Origin of the sequence: Pseudomonas sp. TMW22091 (assembly GCF_022496705.1) — a bacterium.
GTDB classification, from domain to species: domain Bacteria; phylum Pseudomonadota; class Gammaproteobacteria; order Pseudomonadales; family Pseudomonadaceae; genus Aquipseudomonas; species Aquipseudomonas saxonica.
On the sequence record NZ_SCFI01000001.1, the window covers coordinates 160,106 to 184,144 of the forward strand.

General features: G+C 55.3%; 24 protein-coding genes. 12 read left to right on the top strand and 12 right to left on the bottom strand.

Annotated features, from left to right (window positions below; all coding sequences use genetic code 11):
* Window positions 1–56 precede the first annotated feature (56 nt).
* From EQV93_RS00725 to tsaA, 4 genes are all read left to right on the top strand, one after another.
* Window positions 57–542, top strand: a complete 486-nt coding sequence (locus EQV93_RS00725; protein WP_146384045.1) for a GNAT family N-acetyltransferase — start codon at window positions 57–59, stop codon at window positions 540–542.
* A 50-nt stretch (window positions 543–592) separates the two neighbouring features.
* Window positions 593–1,303 carry an rRNA pseudouridine synthase gene (locus EQV93_RS00730; protein WP_122784699.1) on the top strand — a complete coding sequence of 237 codons (711 nt, stop codon included), beginning with the start codon at window positions 593–595 and terminating at the stop codon, window positions 1,301–1,303.
* A 75-nt stretch (window positions 1,304–1,378) separates the two neighbouring features.
* On the top strand, window positions 1,379–1,840 hold the full coding sequence (locus tag EQV93_RS00735) for a DUF1456 family protein (protein ID WP_122784700.1): 462 nt from the start codon (window positions 1,379–1,381) through the stop codon (window positions 1,838–1,840).
* A gap of 24 nt (window positions 1,841–1,864) precedes the next feature.
* On the top strand, window positions 1,865–2,560 hold the full coding sequence (gene tsaA / locus EQV93_RS00740; RefSeq protein WP_146384049.1) for a tRNA (N6-threonylcarbamoyladenosine(37)-N6)-methyltransferase TrmO: 696 nt from the start codon (window positions 1,865–1,867) through the stop codon (window positions 2,558–2,560).
* A 58-nt stretch (window positions 2,561–2,618) separates the two neighbouring features.
* Here the strand turns inward: tsaA and fpr are convergent, their stop codons facing one another.
* Entirely contained in the window at window positions 2,619–3,398 is a 780-nt protein-coding gene (gene fpr, locus EQV93_RS00745) for a ferredoxin-NADP reductase (RefSeq protein WP_122784702.1), read from the bottom strand.
* Window positions 3,399–3,516: 118 nt separating this feature from the next.
* Here fpr and EQV93_RS00750 point away from each other — a divergent pair, with 118 nt between their 5' ends.
* Complete coding sequence (locus EQV93_RS00750) at window positions 3,517–4,443, top strand: LysR family transcriptional regulator (RefSeq protein ID WP_122784703.1); 927 nt, start codon at window positions 3,517–3,519, stop codon at window positions 4,441–4,443.
* Here the strand turns inward: EQV93_RS00750 and EQV93_RS00755 are convergent.
* From EQV93_RS00755 to EQV93_RS00765, 3 genes are all read right to left on the bottom strand, one after another.
* Window positions 4,440–4,802 carry a diacylglycerol kinase gene (locus EQV93_RS00755; RefSeq protein WP_146384051.1) on the bottom strand — a complete coding sequence of 121 codons (363 nt, stop codon included), beginning with the start codon at window positions 4,800–4,802 and terminating at the stop codon, window positions 4,440–4,442. The two genes, EQV93_RS00750 and EQV93_RS00755, sit on opposite strands and share 4 nt — an antisense overlap.
* Window positions 4,803–4,877: 75 nt before the next feature.
* Window positions 4,878–5,528 carry a response regulator transcription factor ErdR gene (gene erdR, locus EQV93_RS00760; protein WP_146384053.1) on the bottom strand — a complete coding sequence of 217 codons (651 nt, stop codon included), beginning with the start codon at window positions 5,526–5,528 and terminating at the stop codon, window positions 4,878–4,880.
* Between the two features lie 300 nt (window positions 5,529–5,828).
* Window positions 5,829–6,575 carry a tRNA-uridine aminocarboxypropyltransferase gene (locus EQV93_RS00765; RefSeq protein ID WP_122784894.1) on the bottom strand — a complete coding sequence of 249 codons (747 nt, stop codon included), beginning with the start codon at window positions 6,573–6,575 and terminating at the stop codon, window positions 5,829–5,831.
* A 179-nt stretch (window positions 6,576–6,754) separates the two neighbouring features.
* Here EQV93_RS00765 and EQV93_RS00770 point away from each other — a divergent pair, with 179 nt between their 5' ends.
* Together EQV93_RS00770 and EQV93_RS00775 are read left to right on the top strand one after the other, a co-directional pair.
* A complete protein-coding gene (locus tag EQV93_RS00770) occupies window positions 6,755–7,162 on the top strand; it encodes a PA3611 family quorum-sensing-regulated virulence factor (protein ID WP_146384055.1) in 408 nt (135 codons plus the stop codon).
* A 215-nt stretch (window positions 7,163–7,377) separates the two neighbouring features.
* Window positions 7,378–8,493: a TIGR00730 family Rossman fold protein gene (locus tag EQV93_RS00775; protein ID WP_146384057.1), complete on the top strand. Its 1,116-nt coding sequence runs from the start codon at window positions 7,378–7,380 to the stop codon at window positions 8,491–8,493.
* 106 nt (window positions 8,494–8,599) lie between these two features.
* Here EQV93_RS00775 and recX read toward each other — a convergent pair whose 3' ends face one another.
* The 5 genes from recX to EQV93_RS00800 all read right to left on the bottom strand — a co-directional run bounded on the left by recX (window position 8,600) and on the right by EQV93_RS00800 (window position 12,193).
* Entirely contained in the window at window positions 8,600–9,067 is a 468-nt protein-coding gene (gene recX, locus EQV93_RS00780; protein ID WP_122784708.1) for a recombination regulator RecX, read from the bottom strand.
* Window positions 9,068–9,075: 8 nt separating this feature from the next.
* Complete coding sequence (gene recA / locus EQV93_RS00785) at window positions 9,076–10,191, bottom strand: recombinase RecA (RefSeq protein WP_122784709.1); 1,116 nt, start codon at window positions 10,189–10,191, stop codon at window positions 9,076–9,078.
* Window positions 10,192–10,292: 101 nt separating this feature from the next.
* Window positions 10,293–10,775, bottom strand: a complete 483-nt coding sequence (locus tag EQV93_RS00790; RefSeq protein WP_122784710.1) for a CinA family protein — start codon at window positions 10,773–10,775, stop codon at window positions 10,293–10,295.
* 71 nt (window positions 10,776–10,846) lie between these two features.
* Entirely contained in the window at window positions 10,847–11,188 is a 342-nt protein-coding gene (locus EQV93_RS00795; RefSeq protein ID WP_122784711.1) for a phage holin family protein, read from the bottom strand.
* Window positions 11,189–11,458: 270 nt separating this feature from the next.
* Complete coding sequence (locus EQV93_RS00800) at window positions 11,459–12,193, bottom strand: LexA family transcriptional regulator (RefSeq protein ID WP_122784712.1); 735 nt, start codon at window positions 12,191–12,193, stop codon at window positions 11,459–11,461.
* A gap of 179 nt (window positions 12,194–12,372) precedes the next feature.
* Between EQV93_RS00800 and mutS the strand changes: the two genes are divergently transcribed.
* Together mutS and fdxA are read left to right on the top strand one after the other, a co-directional pair.
* Complete coding sequence (gene mutS, locus EQV93_RS00805; protein WP_240890718.1) at window positions 12,373–14,952, top strand: DNA mismatch repair protein MutS; 2,580 nt, start codon at window positions 12,373–12,375, stop codon at window positions 14,950–14,952.
* A gap of 129 nt (window positions 14,953–15,081) precedes the next feature.
* Entirely contained in the window at window positions 15,082–15,405 is a 324-nt protein-coding gene (fdxA, locus tag EQV93_RS00810) for a ferredoxin FdxA (RefSeq protein WP_122784713.1), read from the top strand.
* Between the two features lie 98 nt (window positions 15,406–15,503).
* Here fdxA and EQV93_RS00815 read toward each other — a convergent pair whose 3' ends face one another.
* The 3 genes from EQV93_RS00815 to EQV93_RS00825 all read right to left on the bottom strand — a co-directional run bounded on the left by EQV93_RS00815 (window position 15,504) and on the right by EQV93_RS00825 (window position 17,857).
* On the bottom strand, window positions 15,504–16,133 hold the full coding sequence (locus EQV93_RS00815) for a CoA transferase subunit B (protein WP_122784714.1): 630 nt from the start codon (window positions 16,131–16,133) through the stop codon (window positions 15,504–15,506).
* 2 nt (window positions 16,134–16,135) lie between these two features.
* Window positions 16,136–16,834, bottom strand: coding sequence for a CoA transferase subunit A (locus tag EQV93_RS00820; RefSeq protein WP_122784715.1), 699 nt, complete (start codon window positions 16,832–16,834; stop codon window positions 16,136–16,138).
* A gap of 390 nt (window positions 16,835–17,224) precedes the next feature.
* Window positions 17,225–17,857 carry a TetR family transcriptional regulator gene (locus EQV93_RS00825; RefSeq protein WP_122784716.1) on the bottom strand — a complete coding sequence of 211 codons (633 nt, stop codon included), beginning with the start codon at window positions 17,855–17,857 and terminating at the stop codon, window positions 17,225–17,227.
* A 265-nt stretch (window positions 17,858–18,122) separates the two neighbouring features.
* On the opposite strand from EQV93_RS00825, the gene EQV93_RS00830 reads away from it, so the two are divergent.
* Genes EQV93_RS00830 through EQV93_RS00840 form a run of 3 tightly spaced genes read left to right on the top strand, consistent with a single transcriptional unit; the run spans window position 18,123 to window position 23,881 of the window.
* Window positions 18,123–19,274 (top strand): efflux RND transporter periplasmic adaptor subunit, encoded by a 1,152-nt coding sequence (locus EQV93_RS00830; protein WP_240890719.1) that lies wholly within the window; start codon window positions 18,123–18,125, stop codon window positions 19,272–19,274.
* 3 nt (window positions 19,275–19,277) lie between these two features.
* The gene (locus EQV93_RS00835; protein WP_122784718.1) at window positions 19,278–22,433 is read left to right on the top strand and encodes an efflux RND transporter permease subunit; all 3,156 of its coding nucleotides are present in this window, start codon (window positions 19,278–19,280) and stop codon (window positions 22,431–22,433) included.
* Window positions 22,430–23,881, top strand: a complete 1,452-nt coding sequence (locus EQV93_RS00840) for an AdeC/AdeK/OprM family multidrug efflux complex outer membrane factor (RefSeq protein WP_122784719.1) — start codon at window positions 22,430–22,432, stop codon at window positions 23,879–23,881. Before EQV93_RS00835 ends, EQV93_RS00840 begins: the two co-directional genes overlap by 4 nt.
* Window positions 23,882–24,039: the final 158 nt, after the last annotated feature.

The window sequence follows — 24,039 nt, forward strand, 5'->3', positions numbered from 1 at the left end:
TTTTTACGGCTATTGTTAACCCATAGCGCTCGTCATCTGCGCCAGGAGACACGCCGATGCAACAGAAGTGGGCCATTCATACGCCGCGCCTTAGGGATTTTGTCGAACTGACTGACGTATGGGAGGCATCCGTTCGCGCTACCCACGATTTTTTGCCTGACAGCTATATTCAGCTGCTGCGGCCCATGGTTAAAGATCAGTATCTGGACACCGTGATGCTCGCGTGTTGCAAAGACCCGGCCCGCAAAAAAATCAGCGGCTTTGTGGGCGTGGCAGCCAACAAGGTTGAAATGCTTTTCATCCACCCCGACTATCGGGGCCTCGGGGTAGGCAAAAGCCTGCTCTGCTTTGCCATAGACGAGCTCAACGCCCAGGAACTGGACGTTAACGAACAAAATTCGCAAGCTATCGGCTTTTACATGAAACAAGGCTTTGAAGTCGTTGGCCGCTGCGAAAAAGACGGCTTGGGCCAGCCATATCCGCTGCTTCACTTGCGTTATAAACGCCCACCCCGTGCTTTCGGTAAATGTAGCCGGGCTTAACCAGCGCCAGCCGGGTACAATAGCCGCCCCATTCTATTACGGCCCCTGTCATGTCTGAACCGATACGTCTCTCCAAACGCCTCATCGAACTCGTCGGCTGCTCCCGCCGTGAGGCCGAACTGTTCATTGAAGGTGGCTGGGTCACGGTAGATGGCGAAGTCATCGACGAGCCGCAATTCAAGGTCAGCGACCAAAAGGTCGAGCTGGATCCGCACGCCAAGGCCACACCACCTGAGCCTGTGACCATCTTGCTGAACGCACCTGCGGGCCTGGACACGGACAGTGCCATGGCTTTGATTGGCCCAGAGACCCTGAGCGAAGAACATCGCTACGGCAAACGACCGCTCAAGGGGCATTTCCTGCGCCTGACCGTTGGCAATGAGTTGCAAGCCAACGCCAGCGGCCTGCTGGTGTTCACCCAAGACTGGAAAATTGTGCGCAAACTGACTGCCGATGCCAACAAAATCGAGCAAGAGTATGTGGTTGAAGTCTCCGGCGAGATGGCCCCGCACGGTTTGAACCGTCTTAACCACGGCATGACCTACAAAGGCCGCGAACTGCCTGCCGTGAAGGCCAGTTGGCAGAGTGAAAATCGTCTGCGCTTTGCGATGAAGAATCCGCAGCCGGGTGTCATTGCACAATTCTGCCAGGCCGTCGGCCTGACCGTCATTTCCATGCGCCGCATTCGTATTGGTGGCGTATCGATGGGCAAGTTGCCTGTCGGCCAGTGGCGCTACATGGCGACCACCGAAAAGTTCTAAACACCGCCTGCCCCGAACATTTCGACACCGCAGCATGGCCTGCGGTGCTCACTGCTGAATATCAGGATTGACCACATGATTCATAACGACGTATTGCGTAGCGTGCGCTACATGCTCGACATCAGTGACAACAAGGTTGTCGAAATCATCAAGCTGGGCGGCATGGACGTCACCAAAGAAGACGTGCTGACCTACCTGAAGAAAGACGAGGAAGAAGGTTTTGTTCGCTGCCCTGACGACGTCATGGCGCACTTCCTTGATGGCCTGGTGATCTTCAAGCGCGGTAAAGACGAAAGCCGTCCGCCGATGCCGGTAGAACTGCCCGTGACCAACAACATCATCTTGAAAAAACTGCGGGTTGCATTCGAACTCAAAGAGGACGACATGCACGCCATCCTCAAGGCGGCTGAGTTCCCTGTGTCGAAACCAGAATTGAGCGCTCTTTTCCGCAAGTTTGGCCACACCAACTACCGCACCTGTGGCGACCAGTTGCTGCGCAATTTCCTCAAGGGCCTGACCCTGCGGGTTAGAGCTTAAAAACAGCTGGGAGCCCGCGCAACCATGACCTACAGCGTTTCGCCTATTGGCTTTGTGCGCTCCTGCTTCAAGGAAAAGTTCGCCATTCCGCGTCAGCCGCAGCTGGCTCCGGCCGCCCGCGGTGTACTGGAACTGGTTGCGCCTTTCAATCAGGGCGACGCAGTACAGGGACTGGAACAGGTGAGTCACGTCTGGCTACTGTTTGTGTTCCATCAGGCACTCGAAGACAAGCCTCGCCTCAAGGTGCGCCCGCCCCGGCTAGGCGGCAATACGTCCATGGGCGTATTCGCTACCCGCGCCACCCATCGCCCGAATGGTATTGGCCAGTCAGTGGTCAAGCTGGACAAGGTTGAACCCGGGCGCTTGTTTATCTCAGGAATTGACCTGCTCGACGGCACGCCGATTCTGGACATCAAGCCCTACGTGCCTTACGCCGACATTATCGACAGCGCCAGCAACAGCATGGCAAGCGCACCACCGGCCTTGATCCCCGTGCACTGGAGCGAGAACGCGCTGCACCAGGCACAAGAGCATGCCCTGCGTATTCAAGAGCCGCTGGTGGCGCTGATAGAGCAATGCTTGGCCCAAGACCCACGACCGGCCTACCAGACACCTACAGCCGAGCGCGAATACGGCGCAGGTTTTTGGGATGTCGATGTGCGCTGGCATTACCCGCAGCCCAGTGTAATTCGCGTGCTCGAGGTGATTCCTAAGCAGTAGGCGCAAACAAAAAGAGGGAGCTGGCAAGCCAGCTCCCTCTTTTTTTGATCCGCGCTGCTTACTTCTCGACGAAGGCGCGCTCGATCAAATAGTCACCCGGCTCGCGCATCCGCGGCGAAACGGTCAGGCCGAAGCTGTTAAGCACTTCGCTGGTTTCGTCGAGCATGCTTGGGCTACCGCACAGCATGGCGCGATCGTCCTGCGGGTTGATCGGCGGCAGGCCAATATCGGAGAACAACTTGCCGCTGCGCATCAAATCGGTCAAACGACCCTGATTTTCGAATGGCTCACGGGTTACGGTTGGGTAGTAGATCAGTTTTTCGCGCACCGCCTCACCGAAGAACTCATTCTGCGGCAAGGTCTCGGTGATGAATTCGCGGTAAGCCACTTCATTGACGTAACGGACGCCGTGGCACAGGATCACCTTGTCGAAACGCTCATAGGTTTCAGGATCCTGGATGACGCTCATAAACGGCGCCAAACCTGTACCCGTGCTCAACAGGTACAAATGCTTACCCGGCTTCAAGTCATCCAGAACCAGCGTGCCCGTAGGCTTTTTGCTGATCAGGACTTCATCGCCTTCCTTCAAATGCTGCAATTGAGAGGTCAGCGGGCCGTCCGGCACCTTGATGCTGAAGAACTCAAGATGCTCTTCCCAGTTAGGGCTGGCGATCGAATAGGCACGCATAAGCGGACGACCGTTAGGCTGCATCAGGCCGATCATCACGAACTGACCGTTCTCAAAGCGCAGGCCCGGGTCACGGGTGCACTTGAAGCTGAACAGGGTGTCGTTCCAGTGGTGAACACTGAGGACACGTTCGTGGTTCATGTTGCTCATGTACGGGGCTCCTAAAATTCGCCTGCGCTGACAATGGGCGCGATTGCGCAGCATTCTAATGGCGAGGACAATATCTGTTAACTGAATTATTAAGATAAGGGTTATCGGTTATATCGATATGCGATTTACTCTCAGACAACTCCAGGTTTTTGTCACCGTCGCCCAACAAGAGAGCGTGTCACGCGCTGCGGGTTTGTTGGCCCTTTCACAATCGGCTGCCAGTACTTCAATCACCGAACTGGAGCGTCAAACCAGCTGCCAGCTCTTTGATCGTGCGGGCAAACGTCTAAGCCTTAATGCCTTAGGTCGCCAGTTATTGCCTCAGGCCGTCGCGCTACTGGACCAGGCCAAGGAAATCGAGGACTTGCTCAATGGCAAGTCAGGTTTCGGCTCGCTCACCGTGGGCGCCACACTGACCATTGGCAACTACCTGGCCACACTGCTGATCGGCAGTTTTATGCAGGCGCACCCTGAGAGCCAGGTCAAATTGATCGTTCAAAACACGGCGCATATCGTGCAACAAGTGGCCCATTATGAAATTGATCTTGGTCTGATCGAGGGCGATTGCAGCCACCCTGATATTGAAGTGCAAAGCTGGGTTGAAGATGAATTGGTGGTGTTCTGCGCTCCTCAACATCCGCTGGCGGCTCGTGGGCACGCGACACTGGAAGAACTGAGCCGCGAAGCATGGATTTTGCGAGAACAAGGATCCGGTACCCGCCTGACCTTCGACCAAGCCATGCGCCATCATCAGACGTCGCTCAATATCCGCCTCGAACTGGAACACACCGAAGCGATTAAACGCGCGGTGGAATCAGGTCTGGGAATTGGTTGTATCTCTCGGCTGGCCCTGCGCGATGCTTTTCGGCGGGGCAGCCTGGTGGCAGTAGAAACCCCTGATCTGGATCTCGCTCGTCAATTTTTCTTCATCTGGCACAAGAAGAAGTACCAGACCTCAGCAATGCGCGAGTTTCTGGAACTGTGCCGCGCATTTACCGCAGGTGTTCAGCGCAGCGACGAGATCGTGCTGCCGAGCATTGCTTAAAGCAGGATCACGGCCCACACCACGGCAATCAGCGTGAGCACCACAAATTGCGCGGCACTGCCCATGTCTTTGGCGTTTTTAGACAGCGGGTGCAGATCAAGGGAGATTCGATCGATCGCGGCTTCAATGGCCGAGTTCAGCAACTCCACAATCAGTGCCAGCAAGCACACGGCAATCAATAGCGCACGCTCTACCCGGCTGACATTCAATAAAAATGTCAGCGGGATCAACACCACATTAAGCAACACCAATTGCCTAAATGCAGCCTCGCCGGTGAAGGCTGCTCGTAAACCGTCCAGCGAGTAGCCGCCCGCATTCAAAATCCGTTTAAATCCGGTTTTACCCTTAAAAGGCGACATAGATAGGCAACTGCACAAAAAATGAGGGTGGAACGCTAGTTCACCGCTTGTTAAAAAAGCGTGAAAGCCAGCAGCTTAATGGCTCGAAATTGATTCAAGCTGTTGCAGAAGGAGCGCCGCCTGAGTCCGGGTACGAACCCCTAACTTGCGGAAAATAGCCGTCACGTGTGCTTTGATAGTGGCTTCGGACACGCCCAGTTCGTAAGCGATCTGCTTATTCAGCAGCCCTTCACACACCATGGTCAACACCCTGAACTGTTGGGGGGTGAGACTGGCCAACCCTTCACTTGCCGCTTTGGCTTCAGCGGAGACCTGAACGGCCTCGAAAGCCTTGGGTGGCCAGCTAACATCACCCTCCAGCACAGCACTCACTGCTTGCTGAATGTCAGTCATAGAGCTTGATTTGGGGATAAAACCACTGGCGCCAAATTCACGCGAGCGCACCATGATTGATGCATCTTCCTGAGCCGAAACCATTACCACCGGAATTTGTGGGTACTGTCCACGTAACAATACCAGCCCGGAGAAACCGTAAGCACCCGGCATATTAAGGTCGAGCAGCACCAGATCCCAATCGGCCTTGTCTGCCAGCTGTGCCTCAAGCTCGGCAATACTGGCGACCTCCACCAAGCGGACATCAGGCCCCAACCCCATTGTCACCGCTTGGCGCAAAGCACTGCGAAACAAAGGATGGTCGTCGGCAATCAGGATTTCGTATGTGGCCATTTTTTAAATGATCCTGTTTTTTAGGCGAGCCCTGATGCATTTCAGTACTCGCTAAGGCAACTCGAACAACAGCGTAGAGAAGCGTTTCAAAACACGCGTTTTACGCTAAACGTCGGTAAATATAAGTGTTTTTACAGTCGTTGCCGCCCAATGGGCGCCAAGCATGCCGAGCGAATCCAGAGGGGTCAAGTCGAAAACCTGACGCCAGACTCAGCTAAATGCTATTACAGCGCCACCCTCCAGAACCGGTGATAGCGCTAAGTGACATCACGGTGAAAATTGTAGCGCTACTTCTTTAGTCTATTGAGAGCGATTCTGGGGAAGGTCTTTTACAAAAACGCCCAGTTCACGGTGCGCTGCACTGCTCTCGTTAATCGGCAACTGGTTTTTGGCATCCAGATAATGCTGACTGAACACATCAAAGTAAGCATCCAGCGCACAGGAAGCCTCGGTGTCTCCGGCAAGATCAAGGCACAAGCTGGCCACTTCGGCTGTACACAAGTGCTCGCTTCGCGTCGATCTGCGTAAACGATAGCGAGACAGTTTTTCTGGCAGCAGACTCAAAATCGGCAAGGCATCAAAATACGGGCTTTTGCGAAAGATCTTGCGCGCCTCGGTCCAAGTTGCATCAAGCAGAATAAAGAGAGGCCGTTTACTGGTGTCCATTTCCACCGAATGCGTGACACGCTCAGGGGCAACATACTCACCCGGAAACACCAGGTAAGGCTGCCACTGTGGGTCGGCCAGCAAGGCCAGCAAAGCATCATCCGTTTCAGTGCGCGACCAGATAAACGCAAAATTGTCCTTCACCACGTCAGCAATCAACCAGCCTGTATTACTGGGCTTGAAGACTTCCTTTTTGGTCATGATCAGGCAAACGCCTGCGCGAGTACTGACCCGGGGCCGCCAGTTGCACAGGCAATGACTGACGATCACTCGACACGTATGGCAGCGCGGCGCGCGTGAACCTCGCGCCAGATAAGGCTTGGTGCTCTCCTCTTCACGCTCGTCACGTAAACGGGCAACAGCATTGGGGGAAAAGGTCATCAGGGTCATGATCTGGGTAACGACGGATAGTAAAAAGAGAGCCGCGAAGTTTAACAGAGGCTGAGCCCCCATGACCGGAGGCATTTCCTGTGCTCCAATGCTGACCTATACTCCTGCGCCACTGAACGCACCGATCTATGACGGGTCGAAGCTTGCGTCACTGAAATCAGGAGAGTTTCATGCTGCGCACTATCATCCCGACCCTTGCTCTACTGTTCGCACTGCCATTGAGCGCTCAAGCGGCCTCTCTTGCAGAGTTCAACTTGAATAAGGACTTGCTCAAAGTTGCCAAAGTCAGCAATGAAGGGAAACCCCGCGCCATCAGCCCCGACCTTCTGGACAAAGGCTTTTCCGTTGACGGCACGGTGCTGATCAATCACCTGGAAGCCAGCCCTACCCTTTCAGCACAAATGCGCTCTGCTCCGGAAGCGGCCGTACCGCAACTGGGCCGCAGCGTTTGCAGCAACCCGAACTTCCGTAAATTGATGGCCAAGGGCGCGACCATGCGCTTTGACATCAGGGAATACAAAACCAATACATCGGTTTTGACCCAGGACATCGGCGCCGACAACTGCCAGCGCAAATAATCACTGCCTGCTTTTCTTGCGCACGCCGTGTCATAAACGGCGTGCAGCCCTCGCTGCACTTTCTTCGTTATCAGGCTTCTTCTTCCACATCAGGCAATTAGCTATTGCCAGTCAAGACAACACCGGACCATCATCAACCATCGCTTTTGACTCCTTGAGTCGTTGCGCTTGGCTGATCGGGCGCCCCCAAGGATGTTGTCTAGAAGGAGCTATACATGCCCGACCAAACTCAGGACACCCTGTCACTTTACTTCGAGAACCACGGCCTGAATGTTGCCGCAGAGGTTGATGCACAACTACAACGGGTGGCCCCTGACAGCCCGAACCAACCGCTTTATCGTGAGATGCTGCTGACTGTCTTGCGCATGGCCCATGACGATATCGATCGCTGGAATGCCAAAATCACCCTGCAAGCCATCCGCGAACTTGAAAAAACCTTTCGCGTACTGGAGCAATTCAAAGGACGCCGCAAAGTCACCGTGTTCGGCTCAGCCCGCACGCCCGCAGAAGATCCCCTGTATGTGCTGGCCCGCGAGGTGGGTGCAACACTGGCACGGTCAGACATGATGGTCATTACTGGAGGCGGCGGCGGAATAATGGCCGCTGCACATGAAGGCGCGGGTCTGCAATACAGCTTGGGGTTCAATATCACCCTGCCATTTGAACAGCGCGCCAACGCCACAATCATTGACTCAGAGCACTTGCTGGCCTTTCACTTCTTCTTCACCCGCAAGCTGTTTTTCATCAAGGAAGCAGAGGCCTTGATCATTTGCCCCGGCGGCTTCGGCACATTGGACGAAGTGCTGGAAGTGCTGACGCTGATGCAAACCGGCAAAACACCTCTGGTGCCAATCGTGCTTCTGGATATGCCCGGCGCAACGTTCTGGCAAAGCGCCCTGGACTTCATCCATAACCAGTTGCAAGCCCATCAATACATTCTGCCCAATGATCTGAAATTGATGCGTCTGGTTCACAGTGCTCAAGAAGCGGTTGATGAGATCGAGCAGTTCTACAGCAACTACCATTCGAGCCGCTGGCTCACCAAAACCTTTGTTCTACGCATGAAAAGGGCTGTGAATGTCGCAGCCCTTGAACAGATCAAGCAGAACTTCGCCGACATTTGCGTTCATGACAGTTTTCACCAGCAAGCCTATGCGCAGATTGAGCACGACGACCCTGCATTCAATCACTTGACGTGTCTGAGCTTCGCTTTCAGTGGGCGTAATCAAGGGCGGTTACGCGAACTAGTCAACTTCATCAACTTGCCCGAAAATTGGGCGACAGCAGAGTCCTCACCGGTAGCACAAAGGTCCGAGTGGATCGCTGAATAAGGTAGGGAAAATGAGGCTGCGACAAGTTGTTGGATGATCAAGCGTTCGTAGCAGGAACGAAGGTCATGCAATGCTTATCGCAGTCTGTGACTACAGATGCCCGTAGTCAGTCATCAAATTCTCGGCCACTCAACAAGCGGCCGATCATTTCCAGCGGATAGCCTCGATAACTCAAGAAGCGCCCTTGGCGAGCACGTTCTTTGGCGTCTTCCGGCAACTGCGCGGAAAACTTGCGGCGCCAGGTTTCTTCCAACCGTTCTTGCCAGTTAAATCCACACTCGCGCAGCGCATCTTCTACATCGCCACGGGGCAACCCGCGTTGATTAAGCTCTTCGCGAATGCGCAAAGGGCCATAACCGGAACCGGCACGATAAGAGATATAGCTTTCAAGGTAACGTGCCTCCGACAGCAGACCATCTTCCGTTAAACGGTCGAGGGCGATGTCGATCATGTCGGGGCAAGCACCGCGCTGACGCAATTTGCGAGTCAACTCTACCCGACCATGCTCGCGTCGCGCGAGCAGGTCCATGGCAGTTCGACGCACCGCGGCCAGGTTATCCAGAACTACGGTCATGAGTCAGATCAGTTGTTATTGGCGTCTGAGCCGTTTTCCAGCGCCATTTCTGCCGCTTCAGCTTCATCAGCGGCCGCTTTGGCTGCTTTGCTCATTTTTGGCATGATTTTGATCTCAGCCATCTCGGCATCCGACTTTGGCCCCAACAACTTGGCGCGCAACTGCTTCTCAAGGGCTTCCTTGATTTCAGGGTTGTCGTCCAGGAACTTGGCCGAGTTGGCTTTGCCCTGACCAATCTTGCTGCCGTTGTAGCTGTACCAGGCGCCGGCCTTCTCGACGAAGCCGTGCAATACGCCCAGGTCGATCATCTCGCCATTGAGATAGATGCCCTTGCCGTAAAGAATCTGGAATTCAGCCTGGCGGAACGGCGGAGCCATTTTGTTTTTGACCACTTTGACGCGGGTTTCGCTGCCAACCACCACATCGCCTTCTTTCACCGCACCCGTGCGGCGGATGTCCAGACGTACCGAGGAGTAAAACTTCAGCGCGTTACCACCGGTGGTGGTTTCCGGGCTGCCGAACATCACGCCGATTTTCATGCGGATCTGGTTGATGAAGATCACCAGGCAGTTGGCGTTTTTGATGTTACCGGTAATTTTACGCAGGGCCTGAGACATGAGACGGGCTTGCAGACCCACATGCATGTCACCCATATCGCCTTCGATTTCGGCTTTTGGGGTCAATGCTGCTACGGAGTCGATGATGATCACGTCAACGGCGTTGGAACGCACCAGCATGTCAGTGATTTCAAGTGCCTGTTCGCCGGTATCTGGCTGAGAAACCAGCAGGTCGTCGACGTTAACACCCAGCTTGGCAGCGTATTCAGGGTCAAGGGCGTGTTCGGCATCGACGAAGGCACAGGTGGCACCCGCCTTTTGTGCTTGAGCGATTACCGACAGAGTGAGTGTGGTTTTACCCGAAGACTCTGGACCGTAAATTTCAACAATACGGCCTTTTGGCAAGCCGCCAATGCCCAGCGCGATGTCCAGACCCAGCGAACCGGTAGAGATTGCCGGCACTTCCTGGCGCTCTTGCTCGCCCATGAGCATTACGGCACCCTTGCCGAATTGACGTTCGATCTGACCCAAGGCCGCAGCCAAGGCTTTCTTCTTGTTGTCGTCCATTAAAGTCCTCTCGTAATCAATAAGGCCGGTCGGCCGATAACTGTATAAGTAGCCAGTATTATTCCACAGGGTTAAACGATCGCCTACCCCTGTTTTTTTATTTATCGTACCGTTCGGCGTATTAGGCCTTTCAGAGCAGCGATTACGGTTTGCCGGCGCACCTCATCACGGTCACCGGCAAAATACCGGCGTTCAGTTGTAACCTCGCCGTCATCCCCCCACGCCAGCCAAACGGTGCCAACCGGTTTCTCTTCCGAGCCACCACCGGGCCCGGCCACGCCACTGACTGCTACGGCAAAGCGTGCTCCGCTTTGCGCCTGAGCCCCCGCGACCATAGCCTCGACCACCTCGCGGCTGACAGCGCCGACTTGGCCAAACAAGGCCTCGGGAACCCCCAGCTGCTTGGTTTTTTGCTTATTGGAATAGGTGACAAAGCCGGCCTCGAACCAGGCCGAACTGCCGGGGATACGGGTAATGGCTTCGGCAATACCACCTCCAGTGCAGGATTCAGCAGTCGTAACCTGGGCATTTATCGCCTTCAGCAGGTCTCCGAGTTCGGCAGCAAGGTGAGACAGTGAGTCCATAGTGATTTCCTGAGAGGCAATGGTTTGCGCATATTTGTAAGCACTGATCGATGCCATAACCTACACGAAAACTAAGGTTCGATTCGTGAGTCGGTTGCAGAACTCTCCACCCCGAGCCGCTTTGCAGCCCAACGCTGATACAGGCTGATCGCAGCATCTGCACCGGCCAATGCTGTCAGGCAACCAAAGGCACCCGCCGCCAGCACAGACATACCTGCCGAATACAACAACAGAAAGGTTGAGACGCCACATACCATGCAGGCACCCGAGCGCAGCGCAAGGCGCCGGATCAGCAACCATCCACTGGCACCGTCTTTGTCAGCACGCCACATCTCTCCAAAAACGCCCCCCACCAAGGCCAGAAGGATGACCAGTAAAACTGGCATATCCAGCAATACTTGCGGTTCATTCATGGTGTCATCACTCCTGGGTCCTTAGGGATAAATAGTCAATTTCTGACCTGGGCTGCCGGCGCTATTGATCGCGCCGCTTCCCTGCTTGAATTCGATCGCTGAGCGTCATGCAAACTAGACTATGCATGTATGGATATACAGTCAATGCACCAGTGCATATATTTCTATACCGCCCAACTCAAGCCACCCTTGAATACGCCATCCGTAATAAACACCGCTTTAAAACCAAAAAAACCCACGTTTATGTGGGCTTTTTTCATAAGACTTAGCTCAGCGTGCGTACATGCCCCACCAGAACACATGGCCCAGAATGACCAGTTGCTCATCTTCCATGTCACTGTAGGCGTAGTCCTCGTCTGGATACTCGTCACGGTTAAAACTGCGCAATCGAATACCCTGTGGCAAGCGATAGACCTGCTTCACCCGTAGCTGGCCGTTGTGATTGATTGCATACAGGTCACCATCAATGACGTCTTCAAGAGCACGCTTGCCCGCGTTGACCCCCACCGTTGCACCATCGCGCAAAACCGGCAGCATGCTGTCACCGCGCACCGTCACACACTTGGCCTGATCGAATTGCACGCCGTTATGGCGCAGGCTGCGCTTGCCAAAACGCAGTTTGGCACGCTCGCTCTCTTCAATGGCAAAACGCCCGGAACCGGCCGCCAATTCGACCTGGCGCAGAAAGGCAATGGACACTTCATCATCCGCCACAGGCGTGTCGTCATCCCATAAGCAAATATCCCGCAGCTGCGGATGCCTCGGGTCGGCCTCGGATACAACAAGCCTGACAGGGCTATCCCGGCCCCGCAGTTGATCGGTGCTGATTTGAAAATATTCCGCGATCCTAGAGATTTGCCTATCAGACGGATCGACAATTTTGCCATTCAAAATTCGCGAAAGTGTTGATTGCGGCACACCCGTACTACGGTGCAGCGCCATTGCACTGAGCTGATGACGAGCAAGTAGCTCTTTGAGGACGATAGAAACAGTTCGTTTAGGCATGGAGAGAATAGTGCTAGCGGTGTTTATAGATGGCAAATGCTATTTCTTCTATTAATAGCAGCGCCCATGAGCGCCTGTAGATGCACATGGCTGACATGTTAACCTTGCGCCCATTGCGAAAACCTCAGGCCACGCGCCTGCCTTTGCCCACTTTCAAAACGAATCCGCCTAAGCCTCTCATGAGTAAAAATACTTCCGACCTTTCCGGCCACACGCCGATGATGCAGCAGTACTGGCGCCTGAAGAACCAGCACCCTGATCAGTTGATGTTCTATCGCATGGGCGACTTCTACGAGATCTTCTACGAAGACGCGAAGAAAGCCGCCAAGTTGCTGGATATCACCCTCACCGCACGCGGACAATCTGCCGGGCAGGCTATCCCCATGTGCGGGATTCCTTACCATGCAGCTGAAGGTTATTTGGCCAAGCTGGTAAAACTTGGCGAGTCGGTGGTCATTTGTGAGCAGGTGGGCGACCCGGCAACCAGTAAAGGGCCGGTCGATCGTCAAGTGGTGCGCATCATCACACCGGGCACGGTCAGCGACGAAGCGTTGATGGATGAACGCCGCGACAACCTGATTGCCGCCGTACTGGGCGACGAGCGCTTGTTTGGACTCGCGGTGCTGGACATCACCAGTGGCAACTTCTCGGTACTGGAGATCAAAGGCTGGGAGAACCTGCTGGCCGAACTGGAGCGTATTAACCCGGTTGAGCTGATGATCCCGGATGATTGGCCACAAGGTTTACCAGCAGAAAAGCGCCGCGGTGTACGTCGCCGCGCGCCGTGGGATTTCGAGCGCGACTCCGCCTTTAAAAGTCTGTGCCAGCAGTTCTCGACCCAAGACCTCAAAGGCTTTGGTTGCGAGAATCTGACACTGGCTATCGGCGCCGCCGGTTGCTTGCTCAGCTATGCCAAGGAAACTCAGCGTACCGCCCTGCCCCATTTGCGCAGCCTGCGCCACGAACGTCTTGATGACACCGTGGTGCTCGATGGTGCCAGCCGACGCAACCTGGAACTGGACACCAACCTGGCGGGGGGGCGCGACAACACGTTGCAATCGGTGGTTGACCGCTGCCAGACGTCGATGGGCAGCCGCTTGCTGACCCGCTGGTTGAATCGTCCGCTGCGCGACTTGAGTGTTCTGCTCGCGCGTCAGTCGTCGATTACGTGCCTGCTCGATGGCTATCGCTTTGAAAAGCTCCAACCACAGCTGAAAGAAATTGGCGACCTGGAACGTATTCTGGCCCGAATCGGTTTGCGTAACGCCCGCCCGCGAGATCTGGCCCGGCTACGCGATGCCTTGACGGCCCTGCCCGAGCTGCAGGATGCGATGATTGGCCTCGAAGCCCCGCATTTGCAGCAACTGGCCCGCATCACCAGCACCTATCCGGAGCTGGCTGCCCTTCTTGAAAAAGCCATCAACGACAACCCGCCTGCCGTCATCCGTGATGGCGGTGTACTCAAGACCGGCTATGACGCCGAGCTTGATGAACTGCAATCATTGAGCGAGAACGCCGGCCAGTTCCTGATTGATCTCGAAGCCCGCGAAAAAGCCCGTACGGGCCTCGCCAACCTCAAGGTCGGTTACAACCGGGTTCATGGCTACTTTATTGAGTTGCCCAGCAAACAGGCCGAACAAGCCCCGGCAGATTACATTCGACGCCAGACGCTTAAGGGGGCCGAGCGCTTTATCACGCCGGAGCTAAAAGCTTTCGAAGATAGGGCCCTGTCTGCCAAAAGTCGCGCATTGGCTCGCGAGAAGATGCTCTATGAAGCCTTGCTCGAAACCTTGATCGGTGAGCTGCCACCCCTGCAAGACACCGCTGCCGCGCTGGCCGAACTGGACGTACTGAGCAATCTGGCGGAGCGTGCGCTAAATCTCGACTTGAACTGTCCGCGCTTTGTTGACGAGCCGTGCATGCGCATCAACCAGGGGCGACACCCGGTGGTTGAACAAGTGCTGACCACGCCGTTTGTGGCCAACGATCTGGCGCTGGATGACAACACCCGCATGCTGGTGATCACCGGCCCGAACATGGGCGGTAAATCGACCTACATGCGTCAGACCGCGTTGATCGTTCTACTTGCGCACATTGGTAGTTTTGTACCAGCGGCCAGTTGTGAACTATCACTCGTTGATCGCATCTTTACCCGCATAGGCTCCAGCGATGACTTGGCCGGCGGACGCTCGACCTTCATGGTTGAAATGAGTGAGACCGCGAACATTCTGCACAATGCTACCGACCGCAGCCTGGTTCTGATGGACGAAGTGGGTCGAGGCACAAGCACCTTTGACGGCCTGTCGCTGGCCTGGGCTGCCGCTGAACGGTTGGCTCAACTGCGGGCTTATACTTTGTTCGCCACTCACTACTTCGAGCTGACGGTACTGCCCGAGAGTGAACCATTGGTCGCCAACGTGCACTTGAGTGCAACCGAGCACAACGAGCGCATCGTATTTCTGCACCACGTGCTGCCGGGGCCAGCCAGCCAAAGTTATGGTTTGGCCGTGGCGCAGCTGGCAGGCGTCCCTACGCCTGTTATCGCCCGTGCACGCGAGCATTTGAGCCGCCTGGAGACCACCAGCCTGCCGCACGAATTGCCAAAACCAACCCCCGGCAAGAAGGCCGCGCCCCAACAAAGTGATTTGTTTGCCAGCCTGCCTCACCCGGTTCTGGATGATCTTTCCAAGCTGGATCTGGACAATCTCACACCGCGTAAAGCACTTGATTTGCTCTACACATTAAAGACACGCCTTTAAAAGCTGCTAGAATCGCGCGCGGTTCGGGATGCTACTGACCTTTTAGCCTGTTCAGTAGATATCACTCCCGAACCCTGCGAGCCCGAACTGGAAGGGCTTCGCTGCCGCCGCCTGAGGAGAAAATTAGAAATGACCTTCGTCGTCACCGACAACTGCATCAAGTGCAAGTACACCGACTGCGTAGAAGTCTGTCCGGTGGACTGCTTTTACGAAGGCCCGAACTTCCTGGTGATTCACCCGGATGAGTGCATTGATTGCGCGCTTTGTGAGCCTGAATGCCCAGCTCAGGCCATCTTCTCTGAAGATGAGATTCCTGCTGGCATGGAGAATTTCATTCAGTTGAATGTCGAGCTGGCTGAAATCTGGCCAAACATCACTGAGCGTAAAGACCCTCTGCCGGACGCGGCCGAGTGGGATGGCAAGCCAGGTAAGATTGCCGACCTGGAACGCTGATTGATGCTGTAGCTAAAAAGCCCCGTCTCGTATGAGCCGGGGCTTTTTGCGTTTTAACGTAGTGAATCGTCTACGGCCAAGGCTCGTAAGCCTCAAGGTTAAGCGCTGATGGTGCAACCTGTGGCGTCTTGAAGCTGCTCACGGGTCACGCCTGTTGCCAGCTCTACCAGTTTCAGACCGTGCTCGGTGACGTCGAGCACCCCCAGATCGGTAATGATCCGGTCAACCACGCCTACACCGGTCAGGGGTAAATCGCACGATTTGAGCAGTTTATGGGCACCCCCCTTGGCTGTGTGCTCCATCAACACGACCACACGTTTGACACCGGCCACCAAGTCCATCGCGCCGCCCATGCCTTTCACCATCTTGCCGGGGATCATCCAGTTGGCCAGATCGCCTTTCTCGGAGACTTGCATCGCCCCCAGAATGGAAAGATTGATGTGCCCTCCACGGATCATGGCGAATGAATCAGCGCTGTTGAAAAAACTGCTGCCGGGCAAGGTGGTGATGGTTTGCTTGCCTGCGTTGATCAGGTCGGCGTCCACTTCATCTTCGGTCGGGAACGGGCCAATACCGAGCAACCCATTCTCACTCTGTAGCCAGACATCCATGCCCTCAGGTATGTAGTTGGCAACCAGCGTCGGCAAGCCGATACCCAGATTGACGTAAAAACCATCCTGTAATTCTTGGGCGGCGCGGTGCGCCATTTCTTCACGAGTCCAGGCCATGATCAGGCGCTCCGCACAGTGCGTTGTTCGATGCGTTTTTCCGGGGTGGCATTAAGGATCAGCCTCTGTACGTAAATACCCGGTAAATGCACGTGATCCGGGTCGATCTCGCCAATCTCAACGATTTCTTCCACTTCGACCACACACACCTTGGCCGCCATGGCCGCCAAGGGGTTGAAGTTACGTGCGGTTTTGTTGAACAGCAGATTGCCGGATTTATCAGCCTTCCACGCTTTGACCAGGGCGACGTCGGCCCGCAACGAGCGCTCCATAACGTACCACTCACCATCGAATTCACGCGTTTCCTTGCCTTCAGCCACCAGCGTCCCGTAACCCGTTTTGGTGTAAAACGCCGGTATGCCGGCCCCACCCGCCCGAAGCTTTTCCGCCAGGGTGCCTTGGGGGGTGAATTCAAGCTCTAACTCGCCTGCCAGAAACTGACGCTCGAACTCTTTGTTCTCACCGACGTACGAAGAAATCATTTTGCGAATCTGACGGGTCGTCAGCAGTTGCCCCAAACCAAAACCATCGACGCCCGCATTGTTACTGATCACGGTCAGATCACGCTTGCCGGTATCACGCAGGGCTGCAATCAAGGCCTCAGGGATGCCACACAACCCAAAACCTCCAACAGCCAGGGTCATGCCGTCCTCGACAAGCCCCTGCAAAGCGGATTCAGCACTCGAGTAAATCTTGTTCACTTGTTATTCCTCGAATTTGCCGCGACGCTCTCGGCATATCGCAGCCTGTTTGCTTAAGCTCAGGGCAGTCAAATTGACCGCCATGCTGAACTCTGGCGGCTCTGGCCCAAGGCCAAAGCGTTATCCGAGTGTAGGGATACGCACGCAACAACTCTAGGGGCTGTTCCCGTTTCATTGCAGCGGCAACAAGGCTCAAGCAAAAGGTGGCTAGATACAGAACTGCAGAGACCTTAACCATGCGGTAACAATTGACCTACAAAATACTTAGCTGGCTACCTTTAAACCCGCGACCTAGACGTATATAAAGACCGCTGGGAATCAAACTGCATCGTTTGGGAAATCTTCCTACGCATATGCTTCGTTCCGACTAGACTCTGATCGAATTTGGCATCAATTGCGTAGGCTCAGGCTCAAGCTGATCATTTCGATGCCGGCATCAACCCAGGCCTCAGCGTCCTTGTGCAGCTCGAAGCTGTCGGGAACCAGTAGCCATTGACCAAGAACTCCGTCGATATAGGCATGCAGACAAATAGCCGCGCGACGAGCATCAAGGTTTTTGGGGAGTTGATTGCGATGGATTGCATTATTCAGTGTGAGCTCAATTCGGCTATTACAGTCGACCATCGCCACTTGGCGTTGACGACGCAAATCGCACATTTCGTCAGTGAATTCACATTTATGGAACAAAATCTCATTGATGCGCCGGGTTTTAGGGTCAATGGCAATCTGGCGAAACAAATGGACCAGCAGCTTGCGCATGCACCCAAGCGGATCAAGCTCATCCTGACTTTCGCTGGCTTTGGCCAGCTCTTCCAGCGGCTCGTGCAAGCTGTCCAGCATGGCTTGAACAAGATCAGCCTTGTTGCTGAAATGCCAGTAAATGGCGCCTCGGGTAACGCCCGCCAACGCGGCGATATCGGCCAGTGTCGTGCGTGCGACACCCCGTGTGTAAAAGGCCTGCTCAGCTGCTTCGAGGATCGCACTGCGCGTTTCCTGAGCTTCTTCTTTGGTACGACGCACCATGGCAATAAAAACCTCAATCAGGAGGATCTGGACGGTTGCACTCAGGCGCCCAAATCAACATCGGGTGGCGTTTGTTATGCCTTATCCCGGCCTACTTCACGCTCTAAAAAGGACTCTGTAGCGTACTTTGCAAAGGAGTCACGCTATTTACAAACAGACACGAATGTAAGTATATTCCTTAGCAAGCTACTTATCCACCCGGAACAGCTTTCTATACCCTTCCACTATTCTTGTGCGCTTTCGCGTGCCTGACCCGAGGATCTTCATGCAATTCAAGCCAGCTGTTACCGCTCTGGTTGCTGCCATCGCCCTAGCTTCGCTTATTAGCGGATGTAAAAAGGAAGAGGCAGCACCTGCCCCGCAAATCCCTCAGGTCGGCGTCGTGACGCTGAAAACCCAGCCATTTGCCCTGACTACCGATCTACCAGGCCGAACAGCTTCTTATCGCTCGGCAGAAGTTCGACCGCAGGTAAACGGGATCATTCTTAAGCGCTACTTCAAGGAAGGCAGCGACGTCAAAGAAGGTCAACAGCTGTATCAAATCGATCCAGCTATCTACCAAAGCAATGTCTTGAGCGCCAAGGCAACGCTACAATCGGCCAAATCACTGGCTGACCGTTACAAGCAATTGGTCGCAGAGCAAGCTGTAAGCCGTCAGGAATACGACAACGCCGAGTCGGCCCGCCTTGAGGCTGAAGCCGCACTCAATACCGCCATGGTGAACTTGCGTTACACCAAAGTACTGGCGCCGCTGACAGGCCGTATTGGTCGTTCTCTGTTTACTGAGGGCGCTCTGGTTACCAGCGGTCAAGCCAACGCACTGGCGGTGATCACTCAACTGGACCCGATCTATGTTGACGTGACCCAGTCCTCTGTCGAAATGCTTGAATTGCGCCGTGACCTGGCTGATGGCCGCTTGAAATCCGCGGGTGCCAACGCTGCCAAAGTTAAATTGACCCTGCCCGACGGCAGCCAGTACTCAGAAGAAGGCCGTCTGGAATTCTCTGAAGTGTCAGTGGACGAAACCACCGGTTCCGTTACCCTGCGCGCCGTATTCCCGAACCCGAAAGATATTCTGCTACCGGGCATGTTTGTTCATGCGCAACTGGAAGCCGGTATCAACAGCGATGCCATTCTGGCACCGCAAATCGGTGTGACTCACAACTCCAAAGGCCAGCCGACGGCACTGATCGTTGGCCCGGACAACAAAGTTGAGCTGCGCGTACTGCAAGCGACCCGCACCGTCGGCAGCGACTGGTTGGTGGAAGACGGCTTGAAAGCAGGTGATCGCCTGATTACTGACGGCCTGCAATACGTCAAGCCAGGTGTCGAAGTGAAAATCATGGACAAGTCTCAAAGCGCATCCCCGGCATCTGCCCCGGCAACAGAAAAAGCTGCGGGCACTAAAGGGGAATAAACCATGTCGAATTTTTTCATCGACCGTCCAATTTTCGCCTGGGTAATTGCCCTGGTGATGATGCTGGTTGGGGGGCTGTCGATCCTCAAGCTACCGATCAACCAGTACCCGAGCATTGCACCACCGGCTATCTCGATTTCCGTGACCTACCCGGGCGCTTCGGCGCAAACCGTTCAGGACACGGTGGTTCAAGTGATCGAGCAGCAGTTGAACGGCATCGATCATTTGCGTTATGTCTCCTCGGAAAGTAACTCCGACGGCAGCATGACCATTACCGCGACCTTCAACCAGGGTACTGACCCTGATACCGCGCAGGTTCAGGTACAAAACAAGCTCAACCTGGCGACACCGCTGCTGCCGCAAGAAGTTCAGCAGCAAGGTATCCGCGTGACCAAGGCAGTGAAAAACTTCCTCATGGTCGTTGGCGTGGTGTCCACTGATGGCACGATGAACAAGGACGACTTGTCCAACTACATCGTTTCCAACATGCAGGACCCTATCTCCCGTACCGAAGGTGTGGGCGACTTCCAGGTGTTCGGTTCCCAGTACGCCATGCGTATCTGGCTCGACCCGGCCAAGTTGAACAAGTACAACCTGACCCCGGTTAGCGTCAAATCGGCCATTACCGCACAGAACGTGCAGGTGTCCTCCGGACAACTGGGTGGTCTGCCTGCTGTCAAAGGCCAGGAACTCAACGCCACCATTATCGGCAAGACGCGTCTGCAGACCGCCGAAGAATTCAAGAAAATCCTGCTCAAGGTCAACACGGACGGTTCTCAGGTTCGCCTGAGTGATGTGGCCGATGTGGCACTGGGGGGCGAGAACTACAGCGTCAGCGCTCAGTACAACGGCAAACCGTCTTCCGGTCTGGCAATCAAGCTGGCCACCGACGCCAACGCACTGAACACCGCCAAGGCGGTCCGCCAAACCATCGCAGATCTGCAACCCTTCTTCCCGCCTGGCATGGAAGTGGTTTACCCGTATGACACCACACCCGTGATCTCTGCCTCCATCGAAGGGGTTGTTGAAACACTGGTTGAAGCGGTTGTACTGGTGTTTTTGGTGATGTTCCTGTTCCTGCAAAACTTCCGCGCCACCATCATCACTACGATGACTGTTCCGGTGGTATTGCTGGGTACGTTCGGGATCCTCGCTGCGGCAGGCTTCAGCATTAACACGCTGACCATGTTTGGCTTGGTACTTGCCATTGGCTTGCTGGTGGACGATGCCATTGTGGTGGTCGAAAACGTCGAGCGGGTCATGGCCGAAGAGGGATTATCGCCCAAAGAAGCCACCAAAAAGTCCATGGGCCAGATTCAGGGCGCACTGGTCGGTATCGCCCTTGTACTGTCGGCCGTATTGCTGCCAATGGCGTTCTTCGGCGGCTCTACCGGTGTGATCTACCGTCAGTTCTCGATCACCATCGTATCGGCCATGGCGCTGTCGGTAATGGTCGCATTGATCTTTACCCCAGCCTTGTGTGCCACGATTCTCAAACCGATTGCCAAAGGCGATCACGGCGAGAACAAGCGCGGATTCTTCGGCTGGTTCAACCGCACGTTCGACAGCGGCGTCAAACGCTACGAAAACAGCGTCGGCAGCATCCTGCGCCACAAAGCTCCATACCTTCTGGCCTACGTATTGATTGTAGTGGGCATGGTCTTCCTGTTTACGCGTATCCCTACTTCCTTCCTTCCAGAAGAAGATCAGGGCGTGTTGTTTGCCCAAGTTCAGACACCACCTGGAACGACTGCTGAGCGTACACAAGACGTCATCGACAGGATGCGTGAATACCTGCTCAAAGATGAGGCTTCGTCCGTATCGTCAGTCTTTACGGTAAACGGCTTCAACTTTGCAGGTCGCGGTCAAAGCTCTGGCCTGGCATTTATCATGCTCAAGCCGTGGAGCGAGCGTGGCCCTGAAGACAGCGTATTTGCCTTGGCAGCACGGGCACAGAAGCACTTCGCCACGTTCCGCGATGCGATGGTGTTCGCCTTTGCTCCCCCGGCAGTAATGGAGTTGGGTAACGCCACCGGTTTTGACGTTTATCTGCAAGACCGGGCCGGTATCGGTCATGACAAACTGATGCAAGCGCGTAACCAGTTCCTCGGTATGGCCGCGCAGAGCAAGATCCTGTCCGGCGTACGTCCGAACGGTTTGAACGACGAACCTCAGTACAAACTGATCATCGATGATGAAGCAGCACGCGCTCAGGGGGTCAGCCTGTCAGACATCAACGACACGCTGTCTATCGGATTGGGTGCCAGTTACGTCAACGACTTTATCGACCGTGGACGGGTGAAGAAGGTGTTCTTGCAAGGCAATGAGACCTCGCGCATGAACCCCGAAGACCTGAAAAAGTGGTACGTCACAAACGATCAGGGAACGATGGTGCCCTTCTCGGCCTTCGCCCGCGGCGAATGGACCTACGGCGCACCCAAGCTGTCGCGTTACAACGGTGTAGAAGCCATGGAGATTCTGGGTGCTCCCGCTCCGGGCTACAGCAGCGGCGAGGCGATGGCAGAAGTTGAAGCACTGGCCAAGAAGCTGCCAGCAGGCGTCGGTATTGCCTGGACGGGGCTGTCTTACGAGGAGCGTCTGTCCGGTTCGCAAGCACCTGCACTGTACGCAATCTCCTTGCTGATGGTCTTCCTGTGCCTTGCAGCCTTGTATGAAAGCTGGTCGATTCCGATTGCGGTCATGTTGGTGGTGCCGCTGGGGATTATCGGTGCATTGCTGGCTACCAGCCTGCGTGGTTTGTCCAACGACGTGTACTTCCAGGTGGGGCTGTTAACCACCATCGGTCTGGCAGCGAAAAACGCCATTCTGATTGTCGAGTTTGCCAAGGAGCTGCACGAACAGGGCCGAACCTTGACGGAGGCCGCGATTGAGGCGTGCCGTATGCGTCTGCGTCCGATCATCATGACCTCGCTGGCCTTTATCCTCGGGGTGGTGCCACTGGCCATTTCCAATGGTGCAGGTTCGGGCAGCCAGCATGCCATCGGTACCGGCGTAATCGGTGGTATGTTGAGCGCTACCATTCTGGCCATCTTCTGGGTGCCTCTGTTCTTCGTAGCCGTGTCCTCCGTCGGCAACCGCGCCGAAGGTAAAAAGAAAGTGGACCTGACTAAAACTCCAAATAAAGAGGCTGGCCAATGAGCAAGTCGCTTCTCGCAGTAGCTATCGCCGCGTTTACGCTGGGCGGCTGCTCGTTGATCCCGGATTACCAGCGCCCTGAAGCGCCGGTAGCCGCGCAGTACCCTAAAGGCCCGGCTTACTCACCTGCGGAGTCGGCCAACCAGGCCGCCGCCGAACAAGGCTGGCGTCAGTTTTTCCATGACCCTGCCCTGCAACAGCTGATTCAAACGGCCTTGGTCAACAACCGCGACCTTCGGGTCGCAGCGTTGAACATCGACGCGTATGCAGCGCAATACCGTATCCAGCGTGCCGATCTGTTTCCGGCGGTCAATGCGGATGCCAGCGGCAGTCGTCAACGCACCCCGGCGCGCATGTCGCAAACCGGAGAGTCGGGCATCACCAGCCAGTACTCGGCGACCCTTGGGGTCAGTGCCTACGAACTGGACCTGTTCGGCCGAGTCCGCAGCCTCAGTGAACAAGCGCTCCAGAACTACTTTGCAACCGAAGAAGCGCGACGCACCACCCAGATCAGTCTGGTGGCCAGTGTCGCCAATGCCTACATGACCTGGCAGGCTGACAAAGAACTGCTGAAGCTCACTGAAGACACGCTGAAAAACTTCAACGAGAGCTACAAGCTGACCTTGCGCAGCAACGAAGTGGGTGTGGCCTCGGCACTGGATGTGAGCCAGTTGCGGACCTCTGTCGAAAACGCCAAGGTGCAACTGGCACGCTATACCCGTCAGGTCGCTCAGGATCAGAACAGTCTGGTTCTACTGTTAGGTACATCGTTACCGGACAACCTGCCGGCAGCCAAACCGCTGGCCGTCGACCTGTTGAATGAAGTCCCGGCAGGCTTGCCGTCAGACTTGTTGCAACGTCGTCCGGACATCCTTGAAGCCGAGCATAAGCTGTTGGCCGCCAACGCCAACATCGGGGCCGCACGTGCAGCGTTCTTCCCTAGCATCAGCCTCACAGCCAATGCCGGGACCTTGAGCCCTGACTTGTCAGGATTGTTCAAGGGCGGTTCGGGTACGTGGCTGTTCTCGCCGCAAATCACCCTGCCGATCTTTAACGCAGGGGCTTTGCGCGCAAGCCTGGACTACTCGAAAATCCAGAAAGAGATCACTGTTTCTCAGTATGAGAAAACGATCCAGACGGCGTTTCAGGAAGTCTCTGACGGGCTCGCATCCCGCGAGACCTACAAACAGCAGTTGGAGGCTCAAAGCCAATTCGTCAATGCCAACCAGGATTACTATCGCTTGGCAGAGCGTCGTTATCGCATCGGCATCGACAGCAACCTGACCTTCCTTGATGCTCAGCGCTCGTTGTTCAGCGCGCAGCAATCCTTGATCACTGATCGCCTGTCGCAGCTGACCAGTGAGGTCAATCTGTACAAGGCACTGGGTGGTGGCTGGTACGAACAGACCGGGCAAAACCGTCCAATTTCGGACGAGCCGCCCAAGGCTTGATGCATACCGGTTAAACAACAAACCCGCCTTTTGGCGGGTTTGTTGTTTAATGCGGCGAAGGCGCCTGTAGTCGCTGACGATGGCTGCGATCGAGCGCAAAGCGTTCGCACAATCGGGCACCTCGGCGTGCCAGGTTTTACGGCGGCTTTGCCGCCGAT